Annotated in this window: 15 protein-coding genes; 7 read left to right on the top strand and 8 right to left on the bottom strand. The window is 49.4% G+C overall.

The window, feature by feature from the left end; translation table 11 throughout:
• Positions 1-2: 2 nt before the first annotated feature.
• Together ACX9GV_RS16165 and aspA are read right to left on the bottom strand one after the other, a co-directional pair.
• Positions 3-1,304 (bottom strand): anaerobic C4-dicarboxylate transporter, encoded by a 1,302-nt coding sequence (locus ACX9GV_RS16165; RefSeq protein ID WP_023491061.1) that lies wholly within the window; start codon positions 1,302-1,304, stop codon positions 3-5.
• Positions 1,305-1,428: 124 nt separating this feature from the next.
• Positions 1,429-2,865 carry an aspartate ammonia-lyase gene (gene aspA, locus ACX9GV_RS16160; RefSeq protein WP_473196194.1) on the bottom strand — a complete coding sequence of 479 codons (1,437 nt, stop codon included), beginning with the start codon at positions 2,863-2,865 and terminating at the stop codon, positions 1,429-1,431.
• A 348-nt stretch (positions 2,866-3,213) separates the two neighbouring features.
• On the opposite strand from aspA, the gene ACX9GV_RS16155 reads away from it, so the two are divergent.
• The 4 genes from ACX9GV_RS16155 (at position 3,214) to ACX9GV_RS16140 (ending at position 6,582) form a co-directional block, all read left to right on the top strand.
• A complete protein-coding gene (locus ACX9GV_RS16155) occupies positions 3,214-3,705 on the top strand; it encodes an FxsA family protein (protein WP_023489034.1) in 492 nt (163 codons plus the stop codon).
• Between the two features lie 248 nt (positions 3,706-3,953).
• A complete protein-coding gene (locus tag ACX9GV_RS16150) occupies positions 3,954-4,247 on the top strand; it encodes a co-chaperone GroES (protein ID WP_023489035.1) in 294 nt (97 codons plus the stop codon).
• Positions 4,248-4,296: 49 nt separating this feature from the next.
• On the top strand, positions 4,297-5,949 hold the full coding sequence (groL, locus tag ACX9GV_RS16145) for a chaperonin GroEL (RefSeq protein WP_023489036.1): 1,653 nt from the start codon (positions 4,297-4,299) through the stop codon (positions 5,947-5,949).
• Positions 5,950-6,237: 288 nt separating this feature from the next.
• Positions 6,238-6,582 carry a DUF4156 domain-containing protein gene (locus ACX9GV_RS16140; RefSeq protein ID WP_023489037.1) on the top strand — a complete coding sequence of 115 codons (345 nt, stop codon included), beginning with the start codon at positions 6,238-6,240 and terminating at the stop codon, positions 6,580-6,582.
• A gap of 79 nt (positions 6,583-6,661) precedes the next feature.
• Here the strand turns inward: ACX9GV_RS16140 and epmB are convergent, their stop codons facing one another.
• The gene (gene epmB / locus ACX9GV_RS16135) at positions 6,662-7,690 is read right to left on the bottom strand and encodes an EF-P beta-lysylation protein EpmB (protein ID WP_473196193.1); all 1,029 of its coding nucleotides are present in this window, start codon (positions 7,688-7,690) and stop codon (positions 6,662-6,664) included.
• 42 nt (positions 7,691-7,732) lie between these two features.
• Here epmB and efp point away from each other — a divergent pair, with 42 nt between their 5' ends.
• Entirely contained in the window at positions 7,733-8,299 is a 567-nt protein-coding gene (efp, locus tag ACX9GV_RS16130; protein ID WP_037384432.1) for an elongation factor P, read from the top strand.
• Between the two features lie 153 nt (positions 8,300-8,452).
• Complete coding sequence (sugE, locus tag ACX9GV_RS16125) at positions 8,453-8,767, top strand: quaternary ammonium compound efflux SMR transporter SugE (protein WP_473196192.1); 315 nt, start codon at positions 8,453-8,455, stop codon at positions 8,765-8,767.
• Between the two features lie 11 nt (positions 8,768-8,778).
• Here the strand turns inward: sugE and blc are convergent, their stop codons facing one another.
• From blc to frdA, 5 genes are all read right to left on the bottom strand, one after another.
• The gene (blc, locus tag ACX9GV_RS16120; protein WP_473196191.1) at positions 8,779-9,312 is read right to left on the bottom strand and encodes an outer membrane lipoprotein Blc; all 534 of its coding nucleotides are present in this window, start codon (positions 9,310-9,312) and stop codon (positions 8,779-8,781) included.
• Positions 9,313-9,439: 127 nt separating this feature from the next.
• Positions 9,440-9,799 carry a fumarate reductase subunit FrdD gene (gene frdD / locus ACX9GV_RS16115; RefSeq protein WP_023489436.1) on the bottom strand — a complete coding sequence of 120 codons (360 nt, stop codon included), beginning with the start codon at positions 9,797-9,799 and terminating at the stop codon, positions 9,440-9,442.
• A 12-nt stretch (positions 9,800-9,811) separates the two neighbouring features.
• On the bottom strand, positions 9,812-10,204 hold the full coding sequence (gene frdC / locus ACX9GV_RS16110; RefSeq protein WP_023489437.1) for a fumarate reductase subunit FrdC: 393 nt from the start codon (positions 10,202-10,204) through the stop codon (positions 9,812-9,814).
• Between the two features lie 16 nt (positions 10,205-10,220).
• On the bottom strand, positions 10,221-10,955 hold the full coding sequence (locus ACX9GV_RS16105) for a succinate dehydrogenase/fumarate reductase iron-sulfur subunit (RefSeq protein ID WP_023489438.1): 735 nt from the start codon (positions 10,953-10,955) through the stop codon (positions 10,221-10,223).
• A complete protein-coding gene (frdA, locus tag ACX9GV_RS16100) occupies positions 10,948-12,744 on the bottom strand; it encodes a fumarate reductase (quinol) flavoprotein subunit (RefSeq protein ID WP_473196190.1) in 1,797 nt (598 codons plus the stop codon). Before frdA ends, ACX9GV_RS16105 begins: the two co-directional genes overlap by 8 nt.
• A gap of 408 nt (positions 12,745-13,152) precedes the next feature.
• Here frdA and epmA point away from each other — a divergent pair, with 408 nt between their 5' ends.
• Complete coding sequence (gene epmA, locus ACX9GV_RS16095) at positions 13,153-14,130, top strand: elongation factor P--(R)-beta-lysine ligase (protein ID WP_023489440.1); 978 nt, start codon at positions 13,153-13,155, stop codon at positions 14,128-14,130.
• Positions 14,131-14,185: the final 55 nt, after the last annotated feature.

Raw genomic sequence — 14,185 nt, 5'->3', positions numbered from 1 at the left:
AATTACAAAATCATGCCACCTATCAGGAAGCCAAAGATTACCGCAAATACCACACCCATGGTGCCAGGGATAAAGAATGGGTGGTTAAATACGAAACGCCCAATGCGTGTGGTGCCGGTATCGTCCATTTGTACTGCCGCCACCAGTGTTGGGTAAGTTGGCAGAATGAACAGGCCGGAAACCGCAGCAAAGGAAGCGATAGCCGTCAGTGGGGTAACGTTGAGTGCCAGAGCCATTGGCATCAGAGCTCTAGCGGTAGCAGCCTGAGAATAGAGCAGTGCAGAACAGAAGAAGAAAATGACTGCCAGCAACCAAGGGTGTGATTGGATCACGGTACCTGCAGTGGCTTTGATCCAATCAAGGTTAGCCTGCACAAAGGTATCACCCAGCCAGGCAACACCCAGAATACAAACACAGGCACTCATGCCGGCTTTGAAAGTGCTGGAATTCAATATCAGGTCGGTATCAACGCGGCACAGAATAGTGGTTAGGGTGGCCACACTCAACATGATGATCAAAATGGCATTAGTGGTATTCATTAGTGGTGTTGCCACCAAACCCATGCTTGGGCTGTTGATAATGGCATAAGCCACCACACATAGCACGCCAGCCAGGAACATCAGTACCGACATTTTTGCTTTGGGTTTGATCTCCAGAACGCGGTCACCGCGCAGGGCAATCAGGCCCTCTTCAAAGCGTTTTTGGTAGACTGGATCGTCAGACAATTTGGAGTCAAACAGCCAGGTGACCAACAGCGACATCAACAACACCGCGAGGAAAGTGGATGGGATTACCACCATCAGCAAATGCAAATAGCTGACACCGTGCCCTTCCATCACCGAAGACATATACACCACGGCAGCAGAGATGGGGGATGCGGTAATAGCAATCTGGGCGGAAACAACGGCGGTAGACAGTGGGCGGCAAGGTTTGATGCCTTGCTCTTTGGCTACTTCGGCAATCACTGGCAGCGCAGAAAGTGAGATATTACCAGTACCGGCGAAGATGGTCAGAAAATAGGTAACGATCGGGGCCAGAATGGTGATGTATTTCGGGTTCTTACGTAGCAGTTTTTCCGTTTGCTGTACCAGATAATCCATCCCACCAGCGACTTGCATGGCGGCGATAGCGGCAATAACGGCCATGATGATTGAAATAACATCGAACGGTATGCTGCCTGGCTTTACGCCAATCATTGCCAGCACCAACACCCCAAGACCCCCAGCAAAACCTATTCCAATACCGCCCAGCCTAGCCCCTAGGAATATGGCCAGTAGAACGATGATTAATTCCACGACTAACATAATATTTACCCCATTCAAAATGATTTTTTATGAAAATAAAAGGTTAAAAAACTGTGACGCAAGAAAGAAAAAAGGCACGCGATCCAATGGATTTGCGTGCCTTTCGGGCTACCGGATGAGTCTATTATTGGTCATTTTCATCAGTATAGCGTTTCGCTTTATAGGCCGGGTGCATCAAGTTCTCCACAGAGAAGATATCATCCAGCTCAGCTTCGCTCAGTAACCCGCGTTCCAGCACGACTTCACGCACACTCTTACCAGTTTCGGCGCAGATCTTGCCAACAATGTCACCATTGTGGTGGCCAATGAATGGGTTCAGATAAGTGACGATGCCGATAGAGTTGAAGACATAGTGCTCGCATACTTCCTTATTGGCAGTAATGCCATTAATGCATTTTTCCAGCAGGTTATAACAGGCGTTGGTCAGAATGTGTATGGACTCAAACATCGCTTGACCAATGACTGGCTCCATTACGTTGAGTTGTAACTGTCCTGCTTCGGCTGCCATAGTAACGCAAGTGTCGTTGCCGATCACTTTAAAACACACTTGGTTGACGACTTCTGGGACTACCGGATTCACTTTGGCTGGCATAATAGAAGAACCCGCCTGTAATTCTGGTAGGTTGATTTCGTTCAGACCAGCGCGTGGGCCGGAAGAAAGTAACCGTAGATCGTTACAAATTTTGGAAAGTTTCACCGCCAGGCGCTTCAGCGCGCTGTGTACCATCACGTAGGCACCGCAGTCTGAGGTGGCTTCGATCAGGTCTTCCGCTGGAACGACGGGCAGGTTACTGACTTCTGCCAATTTTTGCACTGCCAGATGCTGGTAGCCCTCTGGGGTGTTCAGTGCGGTACCGATGGCGGTAGCACCCAGGTTGACTTCCAGCAACAACTCGGCAGTACGGTGCAGGTTGCGCGTCTCTTCTTGCAGCAGGATGCTGAAAGCACGGAACTCCTGACCCAGCGTCATCGGTACGGCATCCTGCAACTGGGTGCGGCCCATTTTCAAAATGGTGGCGAACTCCTGGGCCTTACGGTCGAAGCCTTCTCGCAGTTGGTTAATGGCATCGATCAATTTCTGGTTGGAGGCGTAGACCGCGATACGGAAGCCAGTTGGGTAGGCATCGTTGGTGGACTGGCACTTGTTGAGATGGTCGTTAGGGTTCAGGTACTGATATTCCCCCTTCTGGTGTCCCATCAACTCCAGACCGATGTTAGCCAACACTTCGTTGGTATTCATGTTCAGTGAGGTGCCTGCTCCCCCTTGAAACACATCCACGGGGAATTGGTCCATGCACTTGCCTTTATCCAGCATTTGGTCACAGGCTTGGATGATGGTGTCAGCAATTTGACGAGGAATGGTTTTCAGCTCTTTGTTGGCCATTGCTGCGGCTTTCTTCACCATAACCATGCCGCGAATAAACTCAGGAACATCGCTGATTTTACTGTTGCTGATATAGAAATTTTCAATCGCACGCAAAGTATGAATACCATAATAGGCTTCTGCGGGTACTTCACGTGTTCCTAACAGGTCTTCTTCGATACGAATGTTGTTTGACATGAGAACCTTCTCTAAATATCGCTGCCGAATAATTATATGTGTGATAACAAAATAATGTTGCCGATAGCATCAAGTATGGAAGTATTAACCACACTGATTGTTGCTGCCCAGATCATATGCTGCTTGGTAATAAATGAGTGGGCGCAGATCACTATCTGATGTTTCAAAAATGGCGGCGTGTTGTTTCTGTGGTTCACTTCACATTTTTTAACGGGGTAATAAAAATATCCGTCAGATTGAAATGACTCTATGATGTCCCCATTGTAGTAAAATAGGTCTGTTATAGAACTTATTCGTGGTGTATGCGCTATTGTGCGGATACGCCGACTCTATCGAGAGGAGAAGCCGGTGCGCTGGTTACCGTTATTTCTGATATTTCTGTTGGTTTATATAGAAATATCCTTATTTATCAAAGTGGCTGCGGTATTAGGCGTACTAACAACGCTCTTGTTGGTGCTTTTTACCTCTTGTGTTGGCGTCTCCCTGGTGCGTAATCAGGGGGTGAAAACCTTTGTGCAGATGCAACAGAAACTGGCTGTGGGGGAAAGTCCTGCAGCAGAGATGGTAAAAAGTGTTTCCTTGGTGTTGGCGGGGTTCCTGCTATTGATCCCAGGTTTTTTTACCGATTTTCTTGGCCTGCTGCTGTTGTTGCCACCCGTGCAGAAATTGCTGACATTAAAATTAATGCCACACCTTTCCATTTATCGCACAGGTGGGGGGAGCCAGAATGGGGGGGCGGCCAGTGGCAATACCTTCGACGGGGAGTTCCAGCGTAAAAATGATGAGCGTTACACGCTGGATCATCAACCGGATGATCATGATAAACCTAAAGATCGATGATTTTTTCTCGAATGCGGCTAACAGGCCGCATTTTTGTCTCTATCCCCATCATAATGTCAACCTTAGGAGCATTGCAGGACTAACAAACCTGGATAGAGAGCCGATAATTGGCAGTAATTAAAATTTTTTTTGATTTTGCCCCTTGAAGGGAAATGGAACGCCCCCATTTCAAATCCCACGGAGCCGGTATCAATAATCCGGTGAACAACCCTAAATCTGATAGAAACTTTCTTACAGGAGAGCGTTCAATGAGTATTCGTCCATTACATGACCGCGTTATCGTCAAGCGCAAAGAAGTTGAATCAAAATCTGCTGGCGGCATCGTTCTGACTGGCTCTGCAGCGGGTAAATCCACGCGTGGTGAAGTTGTAGCCGTTGGTAAAGGACGCGTTCTGGAAAGTGGTCACGTCCAGCCGCTGGATGTGAAGGTGGGTGACATCGTAATTTTCAACGACGGTTACGGCGTGAAAGCAGAGAAGATCGACAGTGAAGAAGTGTTGATCATGTCTGAAAGCGACATTTTGGCGATTGTTGAAGCCTAATTACGCTTTATATCTTCTAATAACCTGAACAAGTTGAAGGGAAATACTAATGGCAGCTAAAGACGTAAAATTTGGTAATGACGCTCGCGTGAAGATGCTCCGTGGCGTGAATGTACTCGCTGATGCAGTGAAAGTGACCTTGGGCCCTAAAGGGCGCAACGTCATACTGGATAAATCTTTCGGCGCACCTTCCATCACTAAAGATGGCGTATCTGTTGCTCGTGAAATCGAACTGGAAGACAAGTTTGAGAACATGGGTGCTCAAATGGTGAAAGAGGTTGCCTCTAAAGCCAATGATGCTGCAGGTGACGGCACCACCACTGCCACTGTTCTGGCTCAATCCATCATCACCGAAGGCCTGAAAGCTGTAGCTGCAGGTATGAACCCGATGGACCTGAAGCGTGGTATCGACAAGGCCGTTATTGCGGCGGTTGAAGAGCTGAAAAAGCAGTCTGTACCTTGCTCTGATTCTAAAGCTATCGCTCAAGTAGGCACCATCTCTGCAAACTCCGATGACACCGTGGGTAAATTGATTGCAGAAGCGATGGAAAAAGTGACTCAAGAAGGTGTTATCACCGTTGAAGAAGGCACTGGTCTGCAAGATGAGCTGGATGTAGTAGAAGGTATGCAGTTCGACCGTGGCTACCTGTCTCCTTACTTCATCAACAAGCCAGAAACCGGTTCTATTGAACTGGAAAGCCCTTATATCCTGCTGGCTGATAAGAAAATTTCCAACATCCGTGAAATGCTGCCAGTACTGGAAGCGGTTGCCAAAGCAGGTAAGCCACTGTTGATCATCGCAGAAGATGTTGAAGGTGAAGCGCTGGCGACCCTGGTGGTTAACACCATGCGTGGTATCGTCAAAGTGGCAGCGGTTAAAGCACCGGGCTTTGGTGATCGCCGTAAAGCCATGCTGCAAGATATTGCTATCCTGACAGCCGGTACCGTCATTTCTGAAGAGATTGGTCTGGAGCTGGAAAAAGCGACTCTGGAAGATCTGGGTCAGGCAAAACGCGTGGTTATCAACAAAGACACCACCACGATTATTGATGGTGTGGGTGATGAGGTTGCCATTAAAGGCCGTGTTACTCAGATCCGTCAGCAAATTGAAGAAGCGACTTCTGACTATGATCGCGAAAAACTGCAGGAACGCGCCGCTAAACTGGGCGGTGGTGTGGCAGTTATCAAAGTCGGTGCCGCAACTGAAATTGAAATGAAAGAGAAGAAAGCCCGTGTTGAAGATGCCTTGCATGCGACCCGTGCAGCGGTAGAAGAAGGCGTGGTTGCTGGTGGTGGTGTGGCCTTGATTCGTGTAGCAGGCAAGATTGCTGGCCTGAAAGGCGATAACGAAGACCAGAATGTGGGTATCAAAGTGGCTCTGCGTGCCATGGAGTCTCCACTGCGTCAAATCGTGATCAATGCGGGTGAAGAAGCCTCTGTGATTGCCAATAAAGTGAAAGCAGGTGAAGGCAGCTTCGGCTATAACGCTTACACCGAAGAATACGGCGATATGATCGCTATGGGTATTCTGGATCCAACCAAAGTGACCCGTTCTGCACTGCAGTATGCGGCTTCTGTCGCTGGTCTGATGATCACCACCGAATGTATGGTGACTGATCTGCCGAAAGACGATAAAGCTGATATGGGTGCTGGTGGTATGGGTGGCATGGGCGGTATGGGTGGTATGGGCGGTATGATGTAATCCCCCCAAGCACCGATGTGTATTGAGACCCGGCTTCGTGCCGGGTTTTTTTATGGCTATGTCCCAATAGTGTGACGGGTGAGCAGAAATTGCTTCGCGATGGGGGATAAATACCTCTGTTGCACATATTTTTGCAGATCATGTTGATTTAGCGTGTAAACTGATAGCTCATCAACTGTCGCTCAAGGTGTTGATCAGGCTCCAGTGGCCGCTGGCAATGGATGCTAGAAACATAGCAGCGTTCTTTGATAAGTTTTGCGTCATTCTCAATATTAGATGGGGGAAAAAATGCGGATTAAAACCTTACTGGGTCTATCGGCAGCATTGTTGCTGGCGGGTTGTAGCACTAGCAACGAACTGAGTACTGCAGGGGAGCAAGTTAAATTTACTGAGACCAAACCTACCGCAGAATGCCAATTTATCGGTGAAGTAACCGGTTCTCAAAGTAACTGGTTGGCAGGCAATGACGGTGAAAGTGGTTCCATGCGGGGTGCAGCCAATGATTTGCGTAACAAGGCCGCCGCAATGGGGGGCAATGTCCTTTATGGCGTGAGCAGCCCAAGCCAGACGTTTCTCTCCAGCTTTGTGCCCGGAGAAAGCAAAATGATTGGCCAAGTGTATAAGTGTCCCTAACACCAGAATGACTACTTAGTACTACTTAGGTAGGTTCAAAGAGGAGTGCGCTGGCATTCCTCTTTCGTATAACAAGCCATTATTTTTCCATCAGATGCAGATCCAGCGGTGTTTTGCTGGCTTCCCCACCGACTTCGCGGGTTAAGCGTGGTACCAGGTAACCTGAAACCTGGCTTAACAAACCTTTCATAATCACTCTAGCTTTATCATCACTGACCATAAAATGCGCAGCACCTTGTACTTTATCGAGCAGATGAAGGTAGTAGGGCAAGATACCTGCATCGAACAGGGCGTGGCTGAGCGCAGCTAGCGTATCGGGACAATCATTGATGCCTCGCAGTAATACGCTTTGATTGAGTAATGTCACACCAGCGTGGCGTAACTGCGTCATCTTGGCGCACAGTTCCTGGTCAATTTCATTGGCATGATTGATATGGGTCACCATCAATACTTGCAAGCGCGATGCTGATAGACGCTGGCAAAGCGTGGTGGTGATGCGGGCGGGGATCACCACTGGTAAACGGGTATGGATACGTAGCCGCTTGAGATGCGCAATGTTCTCCAGTTCACCTATCAGCCAATCAAGCTCCTGGTCTTTGGCCATCAATGGATCGCCACCGGAGAAAATAATTTCATCCAGTTCCGGGTGTTGGCGGATATAATCCAACGCTTGTAGCCAGTTTGCTTTGTTACCCTGATTATCCTGATAAGGGAAATGGCGGCGGAAGCAGTAGCGGCAGTTGACGGCACAACCCCCTTTGACCAACAGAAGGGCGCGATTACGATATTTATGGAGTAAACCCGGTACTACGCTGCGTTGTTCATCTAACGGGTCGACAGTAAAGCCGGGGGTGTTGATAAACTCAGCACTGCTGGTTAAAACTTGTCGCAGTAATGGGTCGTTGGCATCGCCATGGCGCATACGGGCGGCAAAGGTACGGGGTACGCGCAGGGCAAATAGGCGGCGAGCGTCACCCCCCTGCAGTAGTTCGGGGTGATTATTCAGTGATAAAAGCTGCAGCAATTCATTGGGATCGGTAATAACATCGGCAAGTTGATGTAACCAATCTTCTCTATGCGGTGTATTTCGGGTTATAATGTGTGCCATTTTTTTGGCTAAGCTACCAGTTTAATTATTCAGAGGGCCATCATGGCGACTTATTCTAGCAACGATTTCCGTCCGGGTCTTAAAATCATGTTCGAAGGCGAACCTTACGCTGTCGAATCCAGCGAGTTCGTCAAGCCCGGCAAAGGTCAGGCGTTTGCACGTGTTAAAATGCGCCGTTTATTGACCGGTACCCGTGTTGAGAAAACGTTTAAATCTACCGACTCTGCCGAAGGTGCCGATGTTGTTGATATGAACCTCACCTACTTGTACAACGATGGTGAGTTCTACCACTTCATGAACAACGAAACTTTTGAACAGTTGGCTGCGGATGAAAAAGCGATTGGTGATAGTGCCAAGTGGATGCTGGATCAAGCAGAGTGTATTGTGACGTTATGGAATGGTCAGCCAATTGCGGTGACACCACCAAACTTTGTTGAACTGGAAATCGTTGATACTGATCCTGGTTTGAAAGGTGATACAGCGGGTACAGGTGGCAAACCCGCTACGCTGAGCACCGGTGCTGTTGTTAAGGTCCCACTATTCGTGCAGATTGGCGAAGTGATCAAGGTTGACACCCGCTCTGGCGAATACGTTTCTCGCGTTAAATAAGCCGTTGTTGAAAGAGGTCACCCCCTGTGGCCTCTGCAAATTATCCCCATGGTCATTCAAACCCTAGGGGATAATTATCTACTCAGCCAGATGGGACGACCCACCTGCGCTTCTTTTATCCGGGGACGACCCTATTTGTTTGGGAGCCGTTTCATGGCGTGGATTATCCTCATTTTTGCCGGGCTGTTAGAGGTCGTTTGGGCTATTGGCTTGAAGTACACCCACGGTTTTAGCCGCTTAATGCCCAGTTTGATTACGCTTGCCGCTATGGCTGCCAGTATGATATTGCTGGCCAATGCGATGAAAACATTACCAGCAGGTACCGCTTATGCCGTGTGGACCGGTATTGGGGCGGTGGGGGCGGCGATAATGGGCATGATACTACTTGGCGAATCTGCCAGTATGATGCGTATTCTTAGCCTGTGCTTAATTATCGCCGGCATTTTAGGGCTGAAACTTAGCAGTTAGTGGGTCAGTGGTTATTGGCCGGGGCGCTGCTCGACCCAGAGCAGGGCTTCAGTGTTAAAACCATATCCTTTGGCGATATGAACCAATCTTTCCCGCGTAGCGCTATCGAGTGTCGGTGTACGCGCCAGGATCCACAGGTAATCTTTACTTGGCCCAGAAACCAGAGCGTAACGGTATTCAGGATCCAGTTCGATCACATGGTAGCCACCGTAAAAAGGGCCGAAGAAAGAGACCTTTAATGAGGCGGTCTGTGGTGGGCCAATGAAATAAGCTTTACCTTCGCTGGCTTTCCATTGTTGTTTTTTAACGTCAAAACCGCGGTTAATCACCTTTATACCCCCATCTTCTCGTGGGCTGTAATTGGCGCTGACTTGCTGTAAACCCCGTTCAAACCGATGGTCCAGGCGAGCGATTTCATACCAAGTACCAAGATAACGTGTGCTGTCGAAGTTATCGACAACCTTGACATCTTTTGGCGGACTGACGCTACAGGCCACCGCAAGCAGGGCAGATAATATGACAGAAAGCTTTGACCAGAAGTTCATGGCTTATTCCTATTTATCGGTACAGATAAACAGTATAGATCTGCAATCAACTAAACAGCAGAAGAGAAAAATTCAGGTAGAGCTGTAGGGAGAATTGGCGGCCAACGAAAGTTGACCGCCAGAGAGGTTACAGAGTAGCAACCCCGATCAGGGTAACCACACTCAGGATGGCTGCCAGACCATAAAAGACCCACTTGCCAGCAGGCACATGGATTTTCAGGTCATGCATGGCGTGGTGGATGCGGTGCAGCCCACACCATAGTGGCAGAATAATCATCAGCAACAGGAACAGGCGGCCAATCCAGCTTTGGCAAAACGCCAATACGCGGTCATAGCTCAAGGCATCGCCAGGGAACAGGCCTAGCGGTAGCAAGATCCCGACAAGCAGCACGATTGCAGGGGCAACAATCGCTCCCCACATACCACCTGCGCCAAATAATCCCCAGAAAACCGGCTCATCAGAGCGTTTAGGTGATTGATTTATCATGTTTCCTCCGGATTACAGTAACGCTACGGCGAGAATGACTACCGTAACGACAATTGTCACCGCCCACAGGGCTTTAACAATTGGCTCCGGCCCCATTTTCTCGTCTTTTACGATGATATTAGCTGCCTTGGGTGCCAAATCGAACCAGGTTTTAGTGTGCAGCGCTGCAGCCAACAGAGCCACGATATTAATCAATAGCACGATTGGGTTTTGCAGAAAACCGACAAACCCAGCCCAGCCTTCAGGGCCACCTTTAAGCGCAAATACTCCGTAGAGCAGCACGATACTGAACCACACGGCCATGAATGATGTGCTTTCACGCAGCATATAGAAACGGTAGAAACCCAACTGTTTCCACCAGGTCGGCGTCATGGTACGTACATAGGGTTTACGTTGTGTTGTCATTGCTGTCTCCCCTCCCTTATTGCGGTTTCAGCATTGCTATCATGAAGTCTTTGGCACTATCCACCTTGCCCTGCTGTACGGCAGCGGCGGGGTCGACATGCTTCGGACAGACTTCAGAGCAGTAGCCAACAAACGTACAGGCCCAAACACCGTTTTGCCCATTGAGTTGCGGCATACGTTCTTTCTTGCCGTGGTCACGGCTGTCAAGATTATAACGGTGTGCCAGGGTAATGGCGGCTGGTCCGATAAATTCCGGATTGAGTCCAAACTGTGGGCAGGCGGCATAGCATAAGCCACAGTTGATACAACCGGAGAACTGGTGATACTTGGCCATTTGCGCAGGCGTTTGCAGGTTGGTCCCTTCTGCTGGTTTGCGATCATTGCCGATGATGTAGGGTTTAATCGCTTCCAGGCTTTCGATAAAGTGGGTCATATCGACCACTAGATCGCGCTCAATCGGGAAATTGCCTAACGCTTCTACCTTCATGCCCGCAGTGTATTCACGCAGGAAGGTTTTACATGCCAGTTTCGGCACGCTATTGACCATCATGCCGCAGGAGCCGCAGATAGCCATACGGCATGACCAGCGGTAGGACAGGTCGGGTGCCAGGTTATCTTTGATATAGCCCAGTGCATCCAGCAGCGAAGTCTGCTCATCGTAAGGTACGCTAAACGTTTCGAAATGCGGCTCAGCGTCGCTTTCCGGGTTATAGCGCATGACTTCGATTTTTATGGTTTTCATCTCAGCCATTCGCTTGCTCCTTATCCTTTTTCTCCTGTGCTTCAGCTTCTGCGCCATAAACACGCTTCGCTGGTGGCAATTTGGTAATTTTCACGTCGCTATACTCCAGGCGTGGTGCGCCATCCGGGTTATGGAACGTCAGCGTATGCTTCAGGAAGTTCACATCGTCTCGTTCGGTACAGCCTTCATCAAGACGCTGGTGTGCACCGCGTGATTCTCTACGGTTCAACGCGGAGTGGGCCATACATTCGGCAACATCCAAGCCGTAACCCAATTCGATGGTATACAGCAAATCGGTGTTGAACACATTGGTGGAGTCAGTGATCTTGACGCGCTTGAAGCGCTCTTTCAATTCAGCCAACTTATCGACGGTCTTTTGCATCAGTTCAGGTGTACGGTAGATCCCGCAACCTTCTTCCATTGACAGACCCATTTCATCGCGGATTTTAGCCCAGTTCTCATTACCTTCTTGCTTCATCAGGTTGCTGAGACGTGTTTCAACATCGCGACCTTGTGCGTCGAGAGCACTGTCGTTAGCAGGGGTGGCTTCCAGTGCGCGACGAGCTGCATTTTCACCCGCTACACGGCCAAAGACCACCAGTTCAGCCAGTGAGTTGGAGCCCAGGCGGTTGGCACCGTGCAGGCCGACGGAAGAACATTCACCGACAGCGAACAACCCTTTGATACGGGTTTCACAGTTTTGATCAGTTTCGATCCCACCCATGGTGTAGTGCGCGGTTGGACGAACCGGGATCGGCTCTTTAACCGGGTCAACGCCAACATAAGCTTTTGCCAATTCACAGATAAATGGCAAACGTTCCAGCAGCTTTTTCTCACCCAGATGACGGAGATCCAGGTAGACCACATCGCCGCGTGGCGTAGGGATGGTGCGACCAGCACGCCATTCGTGCCAGAAAGCCTGCGAAACTTTGTCACGCGGGCCCAGTTCCATATATTTGTTCTTTGGCTCGCCCAATGGGGTTTCTGGGCCCATACCGTAGTCTTGCAGGTAACGGTAGCCATCTTTGTTGACCAGAATACCGCCTTCACCACGGCAGCCTTCGGTCATCAGAATGCCGGAACCCGGTAGACCTGTTGGGTGATACTGAACGAACTCCATATCACGCAAAGGAACACCGTGGTGGAATGCCATCCCCATACCGTCACCGGTGACGATGCCGCCGTTGGTGTTATAACGATAAACACGGCCAGCACCCCCGGTCGCTAGAATGACCGCATTGGCACGGATCTGTACGCGGGTACCTTCCATCATGTTCAGGGCGACTAAGCCACGAGCTTGACCATCATCCACCAGCACATCCAGTACAAAGTGCTCATCAAAGCGTTGGATTTGTGGGTATTTCAGTGAAGTCTGGAACAGGGTATGCAGCATATGGAAGCCGGTTTTATCGGCGGCAAACCAGGTGCGTTCGATCTTCATGCCACCAAAACGCCGAACGTTAATGGAACCATCCGGCTTACGGCTCCAAGGGCAGCCCCACAGCTCAAGCTGGGTCATTTCCTGTGGGCAACTATGGACAAAATGATCAACAACATCTTGTTCACACAACCAGTCACCACCAGCAACGGTGTCCTGGAAGTGATAGTCAAAGCTGTCGTGGGGCTGAGTGACTGCTGCAGAGCCTCCTTCGGCGGCCACAGTGTGGCTGCGCATTGGGTAAACTTTTGATATAAGGGCAATTTTTAGCTGGGGGTTGGCTTCTGCGGCGGCGATTGCTGCCCGTAAACCTGCTCCCCCTGCGCCAATAATGGCTAGGTCGGCGTTAAAGGTTTGCACTGCACTCCTCCAAAGTTCTTGTTAATACTATCAATTTCATATCTATACTTAATATTTACAACATAATTCGCCTGCTAATTTATTTCGGCGATATATTAATCTGACAACTTAAAAACTAAGGATAGATAACCCCTACCGGATATGAGGACGTAATTATAACTAATCTTAAGTAGGATAAATTTGATGTGATCGATTATTTTGCCTTTTAACCATAAAACGAAAGGCATTTGGGCAAAAAATAATAAGATATCTTGGCGTTGCTTTCGAGCGAGGTTATTACCTGTGATTTGTATAGTTAATATGTTCTTTATGATTTTAATTAGGCGCCCAACGCTCGCTTTCTTATGATTTGTTTGCTTGGCTGGATACGAGTAGACTGCACCCCTGTTTTATTTCGGAGTAATAATCATGAGCGAAACGGCAAGCTGGCAACCCAGTGCCCCAATTGCCAATTTGTTGAAGCGTGCGGCGATATTGGCAGAAATCCGGCGTTTTTTTGCTGATCGTGGCGTGTTAGAAGTGGAAACACCGACAATGAGTCAAGCGACAGTGACTGACCTCCATCTGGTCCCCTTCCAAACACGTTTCGTTGGCCCAGGTGTGCCAGATGGCCTGACGTTATACATGATGACCAGTCCGGAATATCACATGAAACGCCTGCTGGCTGCCGGGAGCGGGCCGATTTATCAGTTGTGCCGCAGTTTCCGTAATGAAGAAGCGGGTCGGTATCACAATCCTGAATTCACTATGTTGGAATGGTATCGTCCGCATTTCGATATGTACCGTCTGATGAATGAGGTGGATGATCTGTTACAGCAGGTATTGGACTGCAGCAGTGCAGAAACACTCTCTTATCAGCAGGCTTTCCAGCGCCATTTGGCGATAGACCCCTTGTCGGCCGAGAAAGCGCAATTGCGTGAGGCTGCCGCGAAGCTTGATTTGAGTAATATCGCTGACACGGAAGAGGATCGCGATACGTTATTGCAACTGCTGTTCACCGTGGGGGTAGAGCCCTACATTGGCCAGGATAAACCGGCATTCGTTTATCATTTTCCTGCTTCTCAGGCGGCTTTGGCCGAGATCAGTACCGAGGATCACCGCGTAGCGGAACGATTTGAGGTCTATTTCAAAGGCATTGAACTGGCGAATGGTTTTCGTGAACTGACGGATGGTAATGAACAGCGTCAGCGATTTGAGCAGGAAAACCGTAAGCGCGTGGCGCGCGGTTTGACGGCTCAGCCGATTGATAATAACTTGCTGGACGCGTTGCAAAAGGGCATGCCTGAGTGTGCTGGGGTCGCGGTGGGTGTTGACCGCCTGGTGATGTTGGCCTTAGGGGCGGAAAAGTTAAGTGATGTGATCGCGTTTCCGGTTGATCGAGCATAAGCGTGAGTGGGTATTGTCACTTGTGTTATCAGGGTTCAGTTGACTGAACCCTGAT

It is taken from the genome of Serratia sp. 25CWL12 (genome assembly GCF_055790885.1).
This window is presented reverse-complemented; position numbering and strand designations above follow the sequence as displayed.